General features: G+C 64.8%; 20 protein-coding genes and 1 riboswitch. Of the genes, 6 read left to right on the top strand and 14 right to left on the bottom strand.

All coding sequences use genetic code 11. The features are described from left to right. Positions 1-2: 2 nt before the first annotated feature. Both M6689_RS05855 and M6689_RS05850 read right to left on the bottom strand, forming a co-directional pair. The gene (locus M6689_RS05855; protein ID WP_298268987.1) at positions 3-1,046 is read right to left on the bottom strand and encodes an AI-2E family transporter; all 1,044 of its coding nucleotides are present in this window, start codon (positions 1,044-1,046) and stop codon (positions 3-5) included. 280 nt (positions 1,047-1,326) lie between these two features. Continuing rightward, positions 1,327-1,770, bottom strand: a complete 444-nt coding sequence (locus M6689_RS05850) for a UPF0158 family protein (RefSeq protein WP_298268984.1) — start codon at positions 1,768-1,770, stop codon at positions 1,327-1,329. Between the two features lie 66 nt (positions 1,771-1,836). Between M6689_RS05850 and M6689_RS05845 the strand changes: the two genes are divergently transcribed. Then, on the top strand, positions 1,837-2,562 hold the full coding sequence (locus tag M6689_RS05845; protein ID WP_298268981.1) for a UDP-2,3-diacylglucosamine diphosphatase: 726 nt from the start codon (positions 1,837-1,839) through the stop codon (positions 2,560-2,562). Here M6689_RS05845 and M6689_RS05840 read toward each other — a convergent pair. The 5 genes from M6689_RS05840 to M6689_RS05820 form a co-directional block, all read right to left on the bottom strand. Continuing rightward, positions 2,534-2,803, bottom strand: a complete 270-nt coding sequence (locus tag M6689_RS05840; RefSeq protein WP_298268978.1) for a YkgJ family cysteine cluster protein — start codon at positions 2,801-2,803, stop codon at positions 2,534-2,536. The two genes, M6689_RS05845 and M6689_RS05840, sit on opposite strands and share 29 nt — an antisense overlap. 20 nt (positions 2,804-2,823) lie before the next feature. Beyond that, on the bottom strand, positions 2,824-4,164 hold the full coding sequence (locus tag M6689_RS05835; protein WP_298268976.1) for a penicillin-binding transpeptidase domain-containing protein: 1,341 nt from the start codon (positions 4,162-4,164) through the stop codon (positions 2,824-2,826). A 143-nt stretch (positions 4,165-4,307) separates the two neighbouring features. Beyond that, positions 4,308-5,681, bottom strand: a complete 1,374-nt coding sequence (locus M6689_RS05830) for a YhjD/YihY/BrkB family envelope integrity protein (RefSeq protein WP_298268973.1) — start codon at positions 5,679-5,681, stop codon at positions 4,308-4,310. 46 nt (positions 5,682-5,727) lie between these two features. After that, the gene (locus tag M6689_RS05825; RefSeq protein WP_298268971.1) at positions 5,728-6,042 is read right to left on the bottom strand and encodes a YtxH domain-containing protein; all 315 of its coding nucleotides are present in this window, start codon (positions 6,040-6,042) and stop codon (positions 5,728-5,730) included. 4 nt (positions 6,043-6,046) lie between these two features. Beyond that, on the bottom strand, positions 6,047-6,436 hold the full coding sequence (locus tag M6689_RS05820) for a DUF948 domain-containing protein (protein ID WP_298268968.1): 390 nt from the start codon (positions 6,434-6,436) through the stop codon (positions 6,047-6,049). A 206-nt stretch (positions 6,437-6,642) separates the two neighbouring features. Then, positions 6,643-6,861, top strand: a riboswitch (SAM riboswitch). Positions 6,862-6,948: 87 nt separating this feature from the next. Between M6689_RS05820 and M6689_RS05815 the strand changes: the two genes are divergently transcribed. After that, positions 6,949-8,046, top strand: a complete 1,098-nt coding sequence (locus tag M6689_RS05815; protein WP_298268965.1) for a homoserine O-acetyltransferase — start codon at positions 6,949-6,951, stop codon at positions 8,044-8,046. 29 nt (positions 8,047-8,075) lie between these two features. Then, complete coding sequence (locus M6689_RS05810) at positions 8,076-9,194, top strand: AAA family ATPase (RefSeq protein WP_298268962.1); 1,119 nt, start codon at positions 8,076-8,078, stop codon at positions 9,192-9,194. A 12-nt stretch (positions 9,195-9,206) separates the two neighbouring features. Here M6689_RS05810 and M6689_RS05805 read toward each other — a convergent pair whose 3' ends face one another. The 7 genes from M6689_RS05805 to rpsA form a co-directional block, all read right to left on the bottom strand. Further along, the gene (locus tag M6689_RS05805; RefSeq protein ID WP_298268960.1) at positions 9,207-10,175 is read right to left on the bottom strand and encodes a hypothetical protein; all 969 of its coding nucleotides are present in this window, start codon (positions 10,173-10,175) and stop codon (positions 9,207-9,209) included. 20 nt (positions 10,176-10,195) lie between these two features. Then, on the bottom strand, positions 10,196-10,768 hold the full coding sequence (locus M6689_RS05800; protein WP_298268957.1) for an HD domain-containing protein: 573 nt from the start codon (positions 10,766-10,768) through the stop codon (positions 10,196-10,198). A 3-nt stretch (positions 10,769-10,771) separates the two neighbouring features. Further along, the gene (locus tag M6689_RS05795; RefSeq protein WP_298268955.1) at positions 10,772-11,242 is read right to left on the bottom strand and encodes a flavodoxin domain-containing protein; all 471 of its coding nucleotides are present in this window, start codon (positions 11,240-11,242) and stop codon (positions 10,772-10,774) included. Beyond that, positions 11,239-13,254, bottom strand: coding sequence for a cation:proton antiporter (locus tag M6689_RS05790; RefSeq protein WP_298268953.1), 2,016 nt, complete (start codon positions 13,252-13,254; stop codon positions 11,239-11,241). Before M6689_RS05790 ends, M6689_RS05795 begins: the two co-directional genes overlap by 4 nt. Before the next feature lie 9 nt (positions 13,255-13,263). Continuing rightward, positions 13,264-14,337, bottom strand: a complete 1,074-nt coding sequence (locus M6689_RS05785) for a mannose-1-phosphate guanylyltransferase (RefSeq protein WP_298268950.1) — start codon at positions 14,335-14,337, stop codon at positions 13,264-13,266. A 204-nt stretch (positions 14,338-14,541) separates the two neighbouring features. Next, positions 14,542-15,027, bottom strand: a complete 486-nt coding sequence (gene greB / locus M6689_RS05780) for a transcription elongation factor GreB (protein ID WP_298268948.1) — start codon at positions 15,025-15,027, stop codon at positions 14,542-14,544. After that, entirely contained in the window at positions 15,028-16,236 is a 1,209-nt protein-coding gene (rpsA, locus tag M6689_RS05775) for a 30S ribosomal protein S1 (RefSeq protein WP_298268946.1), read from the bottom strand. Between the two features lie 272 nt (positions 16,237-16,508). On the opposite strand from rpsA, the gene M6689_RS05770 reads away from it, so the two are divergent. From M6689_RS05770 to M6689_RS05760, 3 genes are all read left to right on the top strand, one after another. Next, positions 16,509-18,047 (top strand): R3H domain-containing nucleic acid-binding protein, encoded by a 1,539-nt coding sequence (locus M6689_RS05770; RefSeq protein WP_298268944.1) that lies wholly within the window; start codon positions 16,509-16,511, stop codon positions 18,045-18,047. A 71-nt stretch (positions 18,048-18,118) separates the two neighbouring features. Beyond that, the gene (locus tag M6689_RS16250; protein WP_366949729.1) at positions 18,119-18,352 is read left to right on the top strand and encodes a hypothetical protein; all 234 of its coding nucleotides are present in this window, start codon (positions 18,119-18,121) and stop codon (positions 18,350-18,352) included. A 4-nt stretch (positions 18,353-18,356) separates the two neighbouring features. Next, positions 18,357-18,551, top strand: a complete 195-nt coding sequence (locus M6689_RS05760; protein ID WP_366949731.1) for a hypothetical protein — start codon at positions 18,357-18,359, stop codon at positions 18,549-18,551. Positions 18,552-18,728: the final 177 nt, after the last annotated feature.

The raw sequence follows: 18,728 nt of genomic DNA, 5'->3' as shown, positions 1-18,728 counted from the left end.
CCCTACCCCCGGGAAAAGTCGCCCCGCCGGACATGGTCGATGACGATCCGGGCGGCGGCGGCGATCGGGATGGCGAGGATGATCCCCCAGAACCCCATCAGCTCGCCGAACGCCATCACCACGATGATCGTGACGAGCGGATTGAGGTTCATCGACTCCTTGAAGACGATCGGTTTGACCAGGTACCCTTCCAGGAAGTAGATGATAGCGAAGACTCCGATCACCTTGAGGATCATCACGCCGCTCTGGTACTGGACGTAGGCGAAGAAGAGCGGCGGCAGGGTCGCCAGGATCACCCCGATGAAGGGGAGGATGGAGGCGAGGCCGGCGAAGATGCCGTTGAAGATCGGGTAATCGATGCCGAGGACGAACAGGGCGACGGTGGAGAAGAGCGCCACGATGGCGGAGACGATGAACTGCCCCCACAGATACCCGCCGATGCTCCGGTTGACTTCCCGGCCGAGGGTGATGAGCACCTCGCGGCGCACCGGGGGAAGCCAGGCAACGACTCCCGCCTTTGCCTCGTTCTTGTACCAGAGCATGAAAAACACGAGGATCGGGGCGAGGACCAGGGTGAAGAGGTTGAAGGCCAGGCCCGCGGCGGTCTCGTAGACGCCGCTGCCCAGCTTTGCCAGCAGCTTGTCGAGCTGCCCCGCGGCCGAGTCGAAGAGCCACCTCCATTCGTCGGCGGCATAGGGGGGGAGGATCCGCATCTTCCAGGCGAGGGCGAGGGTCTTCGCCTTCTGGAGATAGGCGGGGAGCCCCGTGATGAACCCCTCCCAGCGTATGCTCAGAAACGGCATCAGAAACGTGACGAAGAAGACCGAGAAGAGCCCCAGCCCGACGTAGAGGAGGATGATCCCCCAGGTACGGCGCACCCCCCGGCGCTCCATCATCACCACGAAGGGGTCGAGGAGGTAGGCGATGACGAACGAGAGGAGAAAGCAGGAGACAGTGTGGCGCAGGGCATACCCCGTTGCGATGATGGCCACCGCCACGAGCAGCACGCCGACCACCCTGTTGACCACCGGCACCCGATCTCCCATCTCGTCTCCTTGGCTATAGTACCACGTACATCTTCCCCCTCCCCATCCCTCCTCCCCCAAGCGGGGGGAGGTCGGGAGGGGGGATCGTTGAGCAGAAAATATAAGTGTTACTTGGCTCAGGAGCCTGTCGGACTTAGGGGATCGTAGCGAGAGAATGGCAGATCGAGGACAGATTTTCGGGAATTTGAAGGCGAATAGTGGTTCTATTCGTCAAGAATTCCCGGAAATACGAACCGATTTGCCGTTCTCGCAGTAGATTCGTTCCTAAGTCCGACAGGCTCTAGAAATCGTCTTCCGCCACGGCCCCGAACAGGTCGTGCTCCTCGAGCCAGCGCCGCGCCCGGTCGGCGATGAGTCCTTCCTTGATCACCATGAACTGCTCGAACTCGTCCGGGTAAAAGGAGAGGATCTCGTCGATCCGGCCGTACGGTTTCTTCCCCTCGAAGGCCCGCTCCAGGATCCCCTTGAGCCCCTCGTCGTCGAGCCCGCGGATAAACTCGTAGAGCAGCAGCCGTTCGTCCTCGTAGTCGAACCCCGGAATCCGGAGGTAGCGCTCGTCGTTGGCGTCGATCTCCGCCCAGAAATCCTCGTCCTCATAGTCGGAGGGAACCGAGAAGATCTCCCCCGTCTCCCGGTCGAGAAAATAGACGACGTCGCTGTCCGGATTGTCGAACGCCTCCAGGAGATCCTCCCAGACTATCTCCACATCCCGCATGGTACCCATGTAAGTCCCCGGCCCCCCCGCTTCATTGCCTTTACCTTTGCCCGCCTTTTGTTTTATAGTGCCGCCATGCGCACGATCTTCATCGCCGACGCCCACCTGCGGCACGAGAACGACCGGAACTACCGGCTCCTCATGGAATTCCTGGCAGGGTTGCGGGGGACGGCGGACACCCTCTACATCCTCGGCGATCTCTTCGAATTCTGGATCGGCTACGACCGGATACCCTTCACCCACTACCTGCCGCTTCTGGGGCTGCTGCAAGAGCTTGCGGCAAGCGGGGTCAGGATCGTCTACCTGGAAGGAAACCACGATTTCCACCTGGGACCGTTTTTCACCGAAACCCTCGGGGCAACGGTCCATCCGGGTCCGGCCGAAGTGGAGATCGGCGGGAAGCGGGTCTACCTCTGCCACGGCGACGAGGTGAACCGGCACGATTACCCCTACCGCCTCCTGCGCTTCATCCTCCACAATCGCCTCACCAAAGCAGTGGTACCGCTCGTGCCGCCGGCCGTCGCCTCATGGATCGCCGACCGGATGGCGAGGGAGAGCAGAAAACAGCACGGCGAACGGCGGCAGCGGTGGGACTACGCCGCCCTGCTCCGCGATTTTGCCGCCGAGCGGTTCCGGGAGGGGTCCGACGTGGTGGTCTCCGGCCACTTTCATCTGCCGTTTATCGAAACCGGCGGCGGCAAGACCCTCGTCTCCCTGGGGGACTGGCTCACTCACTTCACGTACGGGGAATGGGAGGAGGGCGTCTTCTCCCTCAAGACCTACCGGGGCTCCGGGGCATAGCCCCAATCTCGTCCTCCACCCCGAAGAGGCGCAGATAGTTCCTCACCCGCTCCTCCAGGGTCGGTGCGGCCACGAGGCGGCACAGTTCATCGGGGCGGTATCCCCGGCAGACCGCCGGCCGCTCCCCGTAGATGCCGCAGAGGCCACTGTCGTCCAGGTGCCGGCATCGTTCCCCGAGCCCCTTGCCGAGGGTGGCAATGTCGGGGGCTGTGCAGCACGTGGAGCATTTCAGGCAGTCCATCCCTACGCCACTCCCGGCACCTACTTGAAAAACGCCTCCAGTGCCTGCTCCCCCAAGTAGGACGCCTTGATCTTCCACTTGTCCCGGTTGATGACGAGGGCAGCCAGGGCGATTTGCGGATCCTCCACCGGGGCATAGGCGGCAAACCAGTTATAGTGCCCTTCGGGATCGGTGCCGTTGATGGATCCGGTCTTGGCGGCGATATGGATGTCGGCGAACTTCGGCCTCCCCCTGCGGTCGTGGAACGCGCGCCGCGAAGTGCCTTTGTTCACCGTGGCGGAGAGCATCCTGGTGAGCTGGGCCGCCACCTCCGGGGCCACGACGGTCCTCAGCGGCGTCGGACGGTGGGCGTAAGCCACCTCCCCCCTGGCATTTGTGATCTCGTCCGCCAACGACGGAGCGTACATGGTGCCGCCGTTGGCGATGGAGGCCATCAGCACCGCCGCATGGAGCGGCGAAATCTTCACTTCGCGCCCCAGCCCGGCACCCATGAGGCGCAGCTCGTCGTCGGTCTTCGGATGCTCCGCCTTGCTCGGATGGACCGGTGTCCCCGGCAGCAGCAGACCGTTGAAACCGTACCGCTCGGCACAGCGCAGCACCGGTTCCCTCCCGGCCACGTCGCAGGCGAGCCGGCCGAAGACCGGGTTCACCGATTTCCCCATGGCGGTGGTCAGGTCCATCTGCTGGGCTCCCCGCTTCGGGAGGTTGCTCCAGTTGCGAGCGCTTTCGGAATAAAGTCCGCCGCGGAACGGTATCACCGTATCGGGGGTCACCTTCTTCTGCTCCAGGGCGGCCGTGGCGGTGACGATCTTGAAGAGCGAGGCCATGGGATAGATACCGTAGCAGGCATGCTCGGCCCAGTCGGGGGCGATTTCCGAATGGGAGGCCATGGCGAGGACCCGCCCGGTTTTCGGTTCGATGGCGACGAAGACCCCGAAGGGCACCTGGAACTTCTCCATCACCTCCATGACCCGTCGCTGCACCTCCTCGTTGATGGCGTAGACCACCTTTCCGCCTCCGGGAAGCTGCGCGAAAAGCCTTCCACCATCGAAGCGGGCGGACGGATAGGCGTCGGCAGCCAGCCGGAACGAGCTGAAAACGTCGAGGGGGCGATCCTGCCTCACCTCCGGTTTCTGCTCCTTGCGAACGCTCGATGCCGCCGGCTTGCCGGAGATGAAGGAAAGGACCGGATATGCCGCGATCATGAGGGCGATGGCGGGGAGGATGAACCGGAGCCGCTTCTTTTCGGCCTTGGGTTCGATGAGCCGTTTGTAGGTGTTGAGAGGTGAGTTTTTCCGTCGGGAAACGGAATCCGAGAGAGAGAAACGCTTCTTTCTGGTGAGATGCTTGAGATCTTGCATGCTATCGCTTCGTCAGGCATCCTCGCCAAAGGAGACCGGACAGGGCGCGGATGCTGAAATTTAGTGTGGTTAGACTGCGGCCACTATATAGGCAAACTCCCTTCTTTGTCAACGCCGGCTCTGGTTAAAGATGGCTCATGCGGTCACGGATTCCCCGGGCCATCCGTTGTCACCAGGTCGCGGATGGTCACCCCGGCAACGGCATCCGCAACCCCTCCCTCGATCCGCTGCCAGAGTTCATCCAGCACCCGGTCCTCCACCGCGCCCAGACCCAGCTCCGCATCCCCCCCCTGCCCCCGGAGCGAGGCGAGAAACTCCACCAACCGGATATGCTCCAGCTCCCGGGCCGGGAGATAGCGGGGGGGCTCGGCCCCGTCGGCCGCCACCCATCCCCCTTCGACAAGCCCGTCGAGAATCTCCCGCACGATCCTTTCGGGGACTTCGAGGCGCCCGGCGAGCCGTTCCAGGCTCCAGGGAGGGAGGCCGCGGAAGAAGGCGCGGGCGATCTCCAGCATCAGCGCCAGGGCGAGCCGCTCCCGCATGGCGATGCTCACCGACGGCACCCGGACCTCGCGCCGCAGGGTCCGCAGGTGCTGGTGGGCATAGACCACCTCGACACCGAACAGGACGATGAGCCAGCTCGTGTAGAGCCAGACCATGAAGACCGGCAGCACCGCCAGGGTGCCGTAGATGGCGTTGTACTTCGCCACCCCCACCTGGAAATGAATGTATCCCCACTGGACCACTTGCCAGAGGGTCCCGGCGATCACCCCTCCAACGAGTGCCGAACGGAAGCGGACCTTGGTGTTGGGGATGAACATGTAGAGAAAGATCAACGCAAGCCAGATGCTCAGATAGCGGACAATGTGGAAAAGCGGGACGAGGAGCTCGCCGAGATAGCTCGAATGGATCAGCCACTGGACGAACCACTGGCTCTGGAGGGTGGTGGTGATGCTCAGGGCGGCGAAGAGAAGGAGCGGGCCGCTGATCAGGACGCTCAGATAATCGCTGAACTTGCGGTAGAGGGAGCGGGTCTCCCGGACCCCCCAGATGGCGTTGAACGCCTCCTCGATATTGCCGAGGAGCGTCACGACGGTGACCAGGAGCGCCACGAGGCCGACGGCGCCGAGGGAACCGACCTTGGTGTTGTTGATGTAGGTGACAATCCGGTCGACGATCTCGTGGGAGCCGGCCGCCACCTGGCTCAGGATGAACGGTTCGAGGGTGTTCTGCACCCCGAGCCCTTTAAGCACCGCAAACGCCAGAGCGAAAAGCGGAACGATGGAAAGGAGGGTGGAGAACGTGAGGGCCGAGGCCCGGAGCAGGCACTGGTCGTCGAAAAAGCCCCGGCAGACGATCACGGCGATCTGGAGGTACTTGAAGAGGCGCCTCTTGAGCGGGCCAAAGGTCTCCGGCTCCATCTCCCCGAGGGTATGGGTCAGGAAGTGGCCTATCCTCTCAAGGTTGCCGCCGTTGTTCGCCATCGCCTCACCATGCCCCGTCCGGCGTCCGCGCATGAAAAAGCCCACACGGCGGTGGGCTTTCGTGCGGCGCGGGATCCCCCTACATCTCCCGGTATTTCTCCTTTTCCCGCTCCATGGCTTCCTTGCCCGCCTCGATGGCGGAGGTGATGATCGCCTTCTTCTCGGAAAAGACGTCCTTCGTCTCTTCGAAGGTGTCCTTGATCTTGGATTGGGCCTCCTTGGTTAACCCCTTGATCTTGTCGATCGCCTCTTCGGTCAGGTCCACGATGTTCTCGCGCATCTCCCGGCCGGTCTTGGGCGCCAGCAGCAGCCCGAGCCCCGCCCCGACCGCGGCACCGGCCAGAAACGACAGAAATACCGTTCCCGCGCTTATCCCCTTTTCATCGTCAGCCATGGCATTACCTCCTTTTTTTGATGAATCGCTCAATGAGAAGCTTCCCCGCCGCCCGGGCGCCAGTGGCCCAGACCGACGAGGTGGCGGCCGCGTGGGCAACGGTGCCGATCACCGCGTTGATCGTCCGGATGTTGCGTCCCGTATCCCCCACCGCCTCCATGAAGGTCTGGACCTCCTCGCGTTTCGCGGCGATCCCTTCGGTCACGGTCCGCAGCTCGGTCAGGGTTTTCTCCAGTTCCTGCAGCACCGGCTTCAGTTCGCCGCCGGCCCGGTTCACGAAGCTCCGGAGGTCGGTGGCGGCCCTGCGAATCTCTATCAACGTCGGGATCATGAACGCCACCAGCACCACCAGCGCCAGCGCCAATACCACAACGGCAACAGCAGTAACAGTCATGCAGTCGAATCCTCCCGGGCGCGGAATTATTGAAAGTATAAATCAGGAGCACGATATTGCAAGGCGACTATACCCCATCCCTTCGCGCATTTGCAAACGAAATGCTCAGTATTGACGCGGTTCTCCGCCTCACCCCGGCGGGAAATTTTCGATTGACAAACCCCCGGCGGTTCCGTATCCTCTCATGAAAACCGAATAGAAACGCTTTCTTATCAAGAGTGGTGGAGGGAAAGGCCCTGCGAAACCACAGCAACCGGTCTTTTCCGGTTCGCGTTCGAGCTTAGACCAAGGCGCCGAGGAGGCGGCCCCGGAGGCGTACAGAGAGTACGCTGAGGAGCCAACGACGATGGCAACGCAGGTATCAGCCCGAAGGAGAAGCGGAAGGCGCCAGGTGCTAAATCCTGCCGGATAGGCAAAGATGAGAAGATGCTCGACGATAGTCCGACGTCACAAAGCCCCTTCTCGCCACCGCGGGAAGGGGCTGTTTCGTTCATGGAGAAAGTGGAACGCAAATGTCCGTCGGCATCGTTGAAGAACAATCCGTAACCTTCGACACGGAGCTCCGCCTGGAGAGCGGCCGGATCCTCGGCCCCCTCACCCTCGCCTACGAGACCTACGGCACCCTCAACGCCGACCGCTCCAACGCCATCCTGGTGGCCCACGCCTGGACCGGGAACGCCCACCTGGCGGGAAAATACCGGGAAGAGGACACCAAGTTGGGATGGTGGGACGCCATAGTCGGTCCGGGGCGCCTCTTGAACACCGACCGCTACTTCGTCATCTGCTCCAACGTCATCGGCTCCTGCTACGGCTCCACCGGTCCCGCCTCCGTCAACCCCCGCACCGGCAGGCGCTACAACCTGTCGTTCCCGGTCATCACCATCCGCGACATGGTGCGGGCCCAGGCGCTGCTCGTCGACTACCTCGGCATCGACCGTCTCCTCACCGTCCTCGGCGGGAGCATGGGAGGGATGCAGGCGCTGGAGTGGGCGACCCAGTTTCCCGACCGGATCCGCTCCGCCATCGCCCTGGCCACCACCAGCCGCCCCTCCCCCCAGGCGATCTCCCTCAACGCCGTGGCCCGCTGGGCCATCTTCAACGACCCGACCTGGAAAAAGGGGGAGTACAAGAAGAACCCGAAGGACGGGCTGGCGCTTGCCCGCGGCATCGGTCACATCACCTTCCTCTCCGACGAATCGATGTGGCAGAAGTTCGACCGCCGCTATTCCGCCCGCGACGGACTCTTCGACTTCTTCGGCCAGTTCGAGGTCGAGCGGTACCTCAACTACAACGGCTACAACTTCGTCGACCGCTTCGACGCCAACTCGTTTCTCTACCTCGCCAAGGCCCTCGACCTCTACGACGTCGGCTGGGGGTACGAGTCGCTGGAGGACGCCTTTGCCCGGGTCCGGGCGCCGCTGCAGTTTTTCGCCTTCACCTCCGACTGGCTCTACCCCCCCTACCAGACCGAGGAGATGGCGAACACCCTGAAAAAGCTCGGCAAACCGGTGGAATACCACCTCATCGAGTCCGCCTACGGCCACGATGCGTTCCTTCTGGAGCACGAGACCTTCGCGCCGCTGGTGCGGGAGTTCCTCGACAAAGTCTAGAAGTCCCGCCACCATCCCGGGAGGAGCAGATGGCACGAAAGATCTTCATCGCCGCCACCGGCCAGAACTGCGGCAAGACCACCACCAGCATCTCGCTGCTCCATCTCGCCCGGAAGAAATACCAAAACGTCGGCTTCATCAAGCCCCTCGGCCCCAAGCCGACCACCCTGCGCGGCATCCCCATGGACAAGGACGCCGCCCTCATGGCCCAGGTCTTCGGCCTGCGAAAAGATCTCCGCGCCATGTCGCCGGTGGTGGTCTATCCCGACACCACCCGCCGGGCGATCGACGGCGAGATCTGCCCCCGTCGGCTCGAAGAGCAGATCCTCAGGGCCTACGAGGAGCTCGAAAAGACGTGCGACTTCATCATCATCGAAGGCTCGGGGCACCCCGGGGTCGGCTCCGTCCTGAAGCTCTCCAACGCCCGCATCGCCCGGCTGCTGGACGCCCCGGTGCTGATGGTGACCGGCGGCGGCGTCGGCAACGTCGTCGACTCGGTCTACATGAACCTGGCGCTCTTCGAGAAGGAGCGGGTCGACGTCCGGGCGATCCTCGCCAACAAGCTGATCCCCGACAAGCGTGAGCGGATCCTGGACTACCTGCGGCGCGCCTTCGCCGGCGAGCCGTTCTCCGTGATCGGGGGGTTCGACTTTCAGCCGATCCTCGCCAACCCGACCCTGCGCCGGGTCTCCAGGCTCCTGGACCTGCCGCTTCACGGCAGCCGGCGGGAGATGGGACGGATCATCCACAACGTGCAGATCGCCGCGGCATCGACCCAGCGGGTGGCGGAGCTGCTGCGGGAGTCGACGCTGCTCATCGTCACCAGCAGCCGCGACGAGCTCCTCGTCACCCTCTCCAACCTCTACCATATGCCCGACTACCGCTCCAAGATCGTCGGACTGGTCATCCCCGGGATCATCCCGATCAGTACCATCACCCAGCAGATCCTCGAACGGAGCAACATCCCCTACCTGCGAAACCGCACCCACACCACCGCCGAACTGTACCGCATCATCACCGAGGACGTCTCCAAGATCACCCCCGAAGACACCGAAAAGCTCTCCCTCATCCGGACGCTGGCCGAAAAGCGCCTCGACTTCGACCTTCTCGACTCCCTTTTCGAGCCCCGCGACACAGTGGTTATCTGATATTTTCGGGCGTCAAAACCGGTAGCCGACCCCTCCGAAGATGAGGTCGGCATCCTGGTTGTAGCTCGTGACGATACGGCTCCAGGAGGCGCGCAGACACCAGTGGGGATCGAACCGCCAGCTCCCCGTCATGGTGACGATCGCCGACAGGGGCCTCCCGTCGCTTTCCTGCGGCGGGAGACGGTGGTGATCTACGGTGACGAAGGGCCCGGCGCCAAAGCCCAGGTCCAGGCGGTCGTCGAAGAAGGTCCTCGCCCCCCAGAGCTGGGTGGCGAGGCTGTTGCGCCGGTACAGACTGCGCTCCCCTTCGTAGAGCCACGCGGCGCTCCACTCCAGGTAGCGCCAGAGCCCCCGGCGGTATTCGATCCCCAGGGCGCTCCCGTGCTCGGAATCGAACCTGTTCAGGATCGACTCGCCGAAGAAAAGCGTTATTTCATTGTTCGTCTGTTTTTCGCGCCGAGAAAGAGCCGGAGGGCGCGCTCCGGATGATGAAGGAAGATCGAGCTGGTACCCGATCCCGAGGAGGGTGGTAAAGGTGTCGATGCTGGTGCCGGTCTTGACCCAGTTGGTGCGGAGCCGAAACAGCCAGCGGCTCTCCGTATGCCAGGTCGCCGCAAGGCTCAGCATCCCCCCCGCGCCATGGTCGACGTACGATCCCCCGCCGCCCGGCGGGGCGGTGGTGTCGTAGTACAGGTACGCCCCGCCGCCGGCGGCAAGGGAGAGCCGCTTCTCCAGCAGGGTGGTGCGTCCCCAGAGGGTAAGGGCGGTGCCGTCGCGGTGGTGGTCCGGGAGGTGCCCCTCGTTCAGATAGGAGAGGCTGACGGCGCCATACTCTCCCATCTCCTCCAGGTATTCCAGCTGCCATGCGTAGGAAGAGTCGTGGAGAGAACTCCCCTGTACAAGACCTCCGAGGCCGAAGAATTCCTGCGCCAGGGCAGGGGAAGCCGCAAGCACGAGCACGACACACACAATCCACGGCATACGACCCCCTGCAGTCTATCTTACCGTTCCGCCTCGTCCAGGAGCATGTCGGCGAGAAGGGCTATCTTCATCCCCTTGTCGCTCCCGCCGCGGGAACCGGCGGCGTCGGCGGCGCAGACCTGAAGCAGCAGCGGGAAGAGCGGGAGCTCCATGAACCGCCTCTGGTGCCGCGAAAGCGGCACACCGGGGGTCAGGTTCCACGAGAAGTGAAAGGTGTGGTGCTTCACGAGCCAGGCGATGTCGGCGGCGATCTTCCCCAAGCCGAGACGCTCCATCGCTGCCGGGACGAGCTCCGCCCCCGCCTCGGCGTGCCCCCAGGAGCGCCACCTCCCCCTGACGAAGGCGGTGGTATCCGCCTTGCCGATGTCGTGGAGGAGCACCCCCCAGAAGACCCGCGGGTCGGCGTCGCCGGGGACCGCGTCGACGGCGAGGAGGGTATGGGTCCAGGCGTCACCCTCGGCGTGGTACTGCTCGGGCTGGGGGACGCCGCGCAGGCGGGCCACCTCGGGGAGCCTCTCCCCGAAGCTCCCGTCGGCAAGCCACTCCTCGATCAGCTCCCGGCAGCGGCGGGCGGTGGTGGCGGCGGCCGGCATCCGTTACGTACGCTCCACGAGGGCGGCGAATTTCTCCACCAGCACGCCGACTTCTTTGGCAATCCGCCCGTCGGGGGCGCCGACCGCCACCGGGCCGTAATGGCCGGCGGAGGTGAGTCCCTGGACGACGCAGCCGTGGATCAGGAACGCCTTGAGGATATCGAGGACCACGGTATCCCCCCCGCCTCCGATCATCCCCTCGGAGGTGAAGGCGGCGGCCGCCTTGCCGTCGAGCTTCTTGAAGTACTTGACGCTCTCGTCGATGAACTTCTTCACCGGCCAGGCCATGGTGCCGAAGTAGTTGGGGGAGCCGACGATGAAACCGTCGTAGGAGGGGAGCGTGTCGATGTCGACCTCCTCCACCTTCTTCAGGTCGACGGCGACATCCTTCGTCACGAGGGCGTCGGCGATCATCCGCGCCATCTTCTCGGTGTTGCCGCTACGGGAATAGTAGGTAACCAGCACTTTCTTCATGGGTGAGCTCCTTCGGGATGGTGTGGATTGCGCCTGCGCGCCTCGAAGAGCGACGCGGCGGCGGCAAGCTGGTCGGGGGTGCCGAGGAGGAGTACGACGTCTCCCTCCCGCAGCTCCCAGACGGGGTCGGGATTGGGGACCACTTCCTCTCCCCGCTTGATGACGAGGAGGGTGGCGCCGGAGCGGCTCCGCAGGGTCCCCCGGCTGAGGCTCTCCCCTTCGATGGGGGCACCGCGCTTTACCCGGAAGGTGCCGATCTCGGCCCCGGAAAGGAAACCGGCGATCCCGACGGCGTGGCTGTGACGGCGGCTCATGGCGCGGAAGATCTCGTAGGAGCCGCGCCGAATCTCGGCCGTGCACTGCTCGATCCGGTCGTAGGGGACGAGATAGGTGCGGAGTACCCGGGTGAAGATCTCGATGGAGGTCTCGAACTCCTCCGGGATCACCTCGTTGGCCCCCAGCTTGTAGAGGGGCTCCATCTCGGCCACGTAGCGGGTCCGGACGATGATCTGGAGGGTCGGCCCCATCTGCCGCGCCTGGGCCACGATCCGGCGGGTGGCGGCGGCATCGGAGATGGCGACGACGGCGATCCGCGCCCGCTCGATACCGGCATGGGCAAGAACCTCGGGGCGGGAGGCGTCGCCGAACATGATCGGCACCCCCTTCTTCCGCTCGGCGTTGACGGTGAGGGCGTTGGTCTCGATCACCACGTGGGGGATCGCCTGGTGCGCCAGCACCCGTGACAGGTTCCGGCCGTTCACCCCGAAGCCGACGATGACGACATGCCCCGCAAGCGCCACCCGCTCCTCCTCCCCGAGGAGTGCGCCGCGCCCCCGGGCAAGGGGAGCGGGAACCAGCGCGGCAAGTGTCCCGGCAACGGACGGCGCCACCGCGAGGCAGGCGGGGGTGAGCGCCATGGTAACCACCGAGGCGGCGAGAAAGACCTGGTAGAACGCCGGGGTCAGGAGGCCGTGCTGCAGGCCAGTCTGGCAGAGGACGAAGGAAAACTCGCCGATCTGGGCCAGGGCCAGGGAGGCGACGACGGCAATGCGGGCCGGCAGGCCGACGGCAAGGCCGGTGCCGGCCGTGACAACTCCCTTCACGAGAAGGATCACCAGGACGAGGGAGCCTACCAGGAGCGGCCGTTCGATGAGCGTCGCCGGGTCGAGCAGCATCCCGACGGAGATGAAAAAGAGGCTCATGAAGGCGTCGCGGAAGGGGATGATATCCCCCAGCGCCTGGTGGCTGTACTCCGACCCGGAGATGGCAAGTCCGGCGATGAAGGCGCCGAGCGCCAGCGACAGCCCCACCTGGGCCGTGACCCACGCGGTGCCGAAGCCGACGAAGATGATGGCGAGGATGAAGAGTTCGCGGCTGCGGCTTTTGACCACCTGGGTGAAGAGCCACGGTACGGCGAAACGGGCGCCGAAGTGGGCCATGAGGACCACCGCCGCCGCCTTCAGCGCCACGGCGACAATCCCGCGCACCCCGTCTCCCGCTCCGGCGAGAAAGGGGGTGAAGAGCATCAGCGGAACGACGCAGAGGTCCTGGAAGATGAGAATCCCGAGGGCCGCCTTGCCGTGGGGGGCGTCGAGCTCGCCGGCATCCATCAGGAGCTTCATCAGGATGGCGGTACTGGAGAGTGCGACTAGAAAGCCGAAGAAGACAGCCTGTGGGGAGGGGAAACCAACGGCCACGCCAAGCAGCGTCACGATCCCGATGGTCAGGGCGACCTGGAGCCCCCCTCCCCAGAAGACCAAGTGCCGGATCCGCATCAGCTCCTTGAGGGAGAACTCGATGCCGATGGTGAAGAGGAGGAGCACCACGCCGATCTCGGCCATCTGCTCCACCTGGCGGGCGTTGCCGATGAGGCCGAGGCCGTAGGGTCCGGCCATGATCCCGGTGGCGAGAAACCCGATGATGGATGGAAACCGGAGCCGGCGGAGGATGACGACGGTCACCACCGCCAGCCCGAGAAGGATCTCCAGGTCTATGAGGAAGGAGTGTTCCACGGCGCCCCCTTACAGGTAGCGCTTCTGCCCCCGGCGCTCCAGCTCCTCGGTCACCTTCTTCACCTCCTGGGCCCGGTCTTTGGTGCAGACGAGGAGCGCGTCCGGGGTGTCGACCACCACCAGGTCGCGCACACCGATGAGGGCCACGATCTTCCCCCCCGCGCGTACGACGCACCCCTCGGCATCGAGGGCGACGGTGGCCGCGTCGATCACCACGTTGCTGGCGGGGTCGGCGTCGAGCACCTCGGGAAGCGCGCTCCAGCTCCCGACGTCACTCCAGCCGAAGGAGGCGGGAATCACCACCACGTTCTCCGCCTTCTCCATGACGCCGTAATCGATCGACTCCCCCTCCACCATGGCGTAGACCGCCTCGATCTGGGGGGCCAGGTCGGCCGGTTCCCAGATGTCGGGAGAGAAGGTGATGCCGGCAAAGGCCTGGGTGAGGGAAGGCATGTGCTGGGCGATCCGGTCGATGATCACGTCGGTGCGCCAGAGGAACATGCCACTGTTCCAGTAAAAGCCGCCGGCGGCGAGGAATTCCAGCGCCCGCTCCCGGTCGGGCTTCTCCACGAAGCGCTTCACCGGGTACGGCCCCTCTCCCCGCAGCGCAGTATCGGCCTCGATGTAGCCGTAGCCGGTCTCGGGACGGTCGGGGGTGATGCCGAGGGTGACGAGGTAGCCGTTTTTCGCCGCATCCCGCGCCCGGAGGATCGTGGCACAGAATTCATCCTCGTCGCGGATGAAGTGGTCGGCGGGAAGGACCGCCATCACGGCCTCGGGGTCATGGCGTGCGATGAGGGTGGCGGCGAGACAGATGGCGGGGGCGGTGTTTCGCCCCATGGGCTCCTCGATCACCTCGATCCTCACCCCGCGCAGGTATTCGAGCTGGCGCCGGGTTTCATCGGCCTGGAGCCGGTTGGTGACGACGAGGATACGCTTGGGATTGAGGGGTACGACACGCTCGACGGTCCGCTGGAGCATCGACCTGCCGCCGAAGACCGACATGAGCTGTTTCGGATGTGCCTTGCGGGAGAGGGGCCAGAAGCGGGTGCCGGAGCCGCCGGCGAGGATGACGACGTACATGGGGGAACCTCCTGAGTCTGCGGAAACAATCCACCACGGAGACACGGAGGCGAGGAGAGAAAGCTGCTCTGAGTATGGAGACTACTTCGTTGATTATCGGGGCATCTGGTACGTACGAAAATAAATCAGGAAGTTATCACGGGACAAAATGAACTCTCCCGTTTGTCTCCGTGTCTCCGTGCCTCCGTGGTGAAGTAAATGGAATCACACAAGCGGTTGGTAGACGACTTCGAGCACCGTGAAGAGCGCCTCCCCCGCCGGACGGCGGACATGGACCTCGTCCCCTTCGCGACGGCCGAGAAGCGCCTTACCCATGGGGGAGTCGAGGCTGATGTGTCCCCTGGCGGCATCGGTCTCGTCGGGGCCGACGACGCGGTAGACCACCTCGTCCGCCTCCTCGCTCCCGAGCCTGACCCAGGCGCCGAAAAAGACCTTGTCGGTGGCGGGGGGCGGCGCATCGACCACGGTAAGGATATCGAGCCGCTGGGTAAGGAAGCGGATGCGGCGATCGATCTCCCGCAGCCGCTTCTTCCCGTAAATATACTCGGCGTTCTCCGAACGGTCACCCTCGGCGGCGGCGTCCGACACCCCCTGGGTGACGCGGGGACGCTCTTCCTTCCAGAGCCAGGTCAGCTCGTCCCTGAGCTTTCGGGCGCCGTCGGGGGTGATGTAGTTCGACTGCTTTGCCACTTACTGCTTCTCGTCTAGCTTCGCCTTGAGAAGGTCGCCCAGGGACCCCATGGACTCCTTGGACGGCGTGGCTGCCTGCTGACGGAAGGAGGCGACGCTCTTCTGCTCCTCCTCGGCGGCCCGGCTCACCTCCGCCAGGGAGAGGGAGAGCTTGCGGTTTTCGCGGTCGACGCCGTCGACCTTCACCTCGATGGTCTCCCCCTCGGTCAGCGCCTCGCGCGGATGGGTGATCCGCTTCCCCTTGCCGAGTTTGGAGATGTGGATCAGGCCGTCGATCCCCGGGGCGAGGGAGACGAAGGCGCCGAAGGCCGCCAGACGGGCCACGGTGCCGGTGTGGTAGGACCCCTCGGGGAACTGCTCGGCCACCGCCTCCCAGGGATCGGGCTGGGTGTCCTTGAGGCTCAGGGAGATCTTCCCCGACTCCCAGTCGATCCGCTTGATAACGACGCTCACCTGATCGCCGACGGAAAGGACGTCGCGGACGTGCTTCACGCGGGTCCACGCCACCTCGGAGACCGGAATCAGCCCGTCGATGCCGCCGAGGTCGACGAAGGCACCGAAGTCGGCCAGGCGGGTCACGGTGCCGGTAACGGTCATCCCTTCCTGGAGGGTCTCCTTGAGGGCCTCGCGCTTTACCTTCTGCTCCTCCTCCAGCACCTGGCGGTGGGAGACGATGATGTTGCGCCCCCGCTCGCCGTACTCGGTGATCTTGAATAGGAGGTGTTTGCCGACGAACTCGGCCGGGTTCTCGGCCCGGCGGAGCGAGATCTGCGAGAAGGGGCAGAAGGCCCGGAGGTTGCCGCCGACCTTCACCTCGAAGCCCCCCTTGATCTCCTTGGCCACGTACCCTTCCACCGGGATGCCGGCGCGCCAGGCATCCTCGAGCTGGGACTGGGCCGCCGCCCCGGCGCCGAGCTTGGTGGTGAAGCGAAGCTCGTTGCGCACGGTCCCCGTGAACCAGGCGGTAATGGTGTCTCCCTCGGCGGCGGTCAGGTTCCCCTCGCCATCGAGGAGCTCCTTGCGCTCCAGGACCCCTTCACCCTTCTTGCCAATATCGAGAAAGACCCAGTCGGCGCCAATCTTGAGGATAGTTGCCTCCACCTTGCTCCCCGGTTTGAGGCGGGCGGAAGCACTGCTGCTCTTTTCGAAGAGCTCGGCAAAGCTCTCCTCTTCGGTTGTTTCGTTGAAATCCTTGTCGTCGATGGTCATCAAATTTGTCTCCCGCGGTTGATTCCGACTTCGTCAAAGTCGCAAATTTTCAAGTTAGTCGAAATCCTTCGTTTAGTCAAGTGCGTGAAGCCATTCCGCCATCCCGCTCCGCCTCCCAACACCGCAGGCACGCGACGCGAAGATGATGAAACCGTGGGGGCTTTTGCAAAACGTCATGAGGAGGGCGGGATGCAGCAGACCGGCCCCGCAATAGTTTTGCAAGAGCCTCCGTGGTTTACGTTATACTGTATCGGCAAGCGGAAGGAGTCGCAATGAAGAACAGCCGAAAAAAAATCTCCGAAGAAACGAACGACACCCTTCTCCTCGTCGCCATCCTCCCGGCCGAGCTCCAGGCGGCGCTGCACCGGCTACCCCTCGAAGAGCTGCTGGAGGTGGTGATGGATCTCGGCCGGCCACCGGAGGCCCGCTTGCCGGAGCGGGTCGTGCGCCTCGCCGAACGCCCGGTCACCCACGAGGAGCTGACTCACGTGACGGCCCTCACGGGGGAGTTCGGCGACGACAACCGGGCCGGGATCGAGCGGACGCTCCACCGGATCTCGGCCATCCGGAACCGCAAGGGGCAGATCGTGGGGCTGACGCTGCGGGTGGGGCGGGCGGTCTTCGGCGGGATCGAGATCCTGCGCGACCTGGTGGAGAGCGGCCAGAGCATCCTCATCCTCGGCCGGCCGGGAGTCGGGAAGACAACCAAACTGCGGGAGATGGCCCGGGTCCTGGCCGACGATTTTCTCAAGCGGGTGATCGTCATCGACACCTCCAACGAGATCGCCGGCGACGGCGACATCCCCCACCGGGGGATCGGGGGCGCCCGCCGGATGCAGGTGCCGCGGGTCGACCGCCAACACGCGGTGATGATCGAGGCGGTGGAAAACCACATGCCCGAGGTGATCATCGTCGACGAGATCGGCACCGAGGCCGAGGCCGCCGCGGCCCGCACCATCGCCGAGCGGGGGGTGCAGCTGATCGGCACGGCCCACGGCACCACCCTGGAGAACCTGATCAAGAACCCGACCCTCTCCGATCTCGTCGGCGGGGTGCAGGTGGTGACCCTCTCCGACGAAGAGGCCCGCCGACGGCGCACCACCAAGACGGTGAGCGAGCGCCGCGCGCCACCCACCTTCGAGATCGTGGTGGAGATGGTGGACCGGGACGAGGTGATCGTCCACCGGGATACCGCCGACGCGGTGGACGCCATCCTGCGCGGCTTCGCCCCCCGCGGCGAGCGGCGGGAGCAAGGGGCCGACGGCCAGATTCACGTCCGGGACGAAGAGCCACTCCTCGCCGCCACCCCCCCGCCGGCGGCCGCGGAGCTTGCCGAGCGCCGGGGACCGGCCCGGGTTTACCCCTACGCCCTCTCCCGCGACCTCCTGGAGCGGGTAATCCGCTCTCTGCGGCTCGACGCCCGCACCGTTGGCGGCCCCGAGCAGGCCGATGTGATCATCGCGCTCCGCTCCCGCTCCGACGACCTTCGGCTGAAAAGGATCGTGGAGGGGGGCGGCGCCTCGCTCCACTTGATCAAGCGCAACACTGCCAACGAGATGAGACGTCTCCTGGAGCGGATCTTCCACTTGGCGGAGGGGATGGAGGAGGACGAGGTGGCGCAGATGGTCCGGGAGACCGAGGCGGGGATCCGCCAGGCCCTGGACGAGGGGGTAGATGTCCCCCTCGCCCCGCGGCGGCCGGCCCTGCGCAAGATGCAGCACCGGCTCATCGCCGGCCATGGCCTGGTGGCCGAGAGCAGCGGGCGGGAACCGGAGCGGCATCTGGTGATCCGGGCGCCGGAGGGTGAATAGAGGACGGGAGAGGGGCAGGGGTGAGGGGTGTCGGCTTGAAGGCAGCTTAGAATAAACAGGGGGAAACGGCCATGGAGGGATGGATCGTCCCGCCGCCGAAGGAGCCGGAAAAGAGCCGGGAGGAGTTCGCGCGGGAGCGCAGGGAGAAGGTGCGCTGGCTCGCACGGCGCGGCCTCCTCCGCTCCCCGCGGATCAGGGAGGCGATGCTGAAGGTGCCGCGGGAGGAATTCATCCCGCTCTTTTACCGGGACTACGCCTACCTGGAGGTCCCCCTCCCCCTTCAATCCGGAGCTTGCCCCCTTTGACCGCATCTGCATCACCGCCGCCTGCCCGAAGGTCCCGCCCCCGCTTCTGGAGCAGCTCGCGGACGGGGGGCGACTCATCGCGCCGGTCCGGGAAGAGGGAGTGCAGAACCTCGTCCTCTTCGAGAAGAGCGGTGAGGGGATCAGGAGAGAGGTGATCTGCCAGGTCCTCTACGTTCCCCTGCGGGGGAAATATGGATAAATCGCCTCCCGCAAAAGCGTCTATCCCTGCTGACGGTAATGCCTCCCAATCTCCGAGTGGTACTCCCGGCCCACCCGGTCGGCGTTACGGGCGAGCCAGTCGCTGAACCTCGTACGCCCGAGGGGGGGAGCGCCGGAGACGAGGAGGTCGTTCATGAGGGCCGTCAGCTCGTCGTCG

It is taken from the genome of Geobacter sp., assembly GCF_027327745.1.
GTDB lineage: Bacteria > Desulfobacterota > Desulfuromonadia > Geobacterales > Geobacteraceae > Geobacter.
This window is presented reverse-complemented; position numbering and strand designations above follow the sequence as displayed.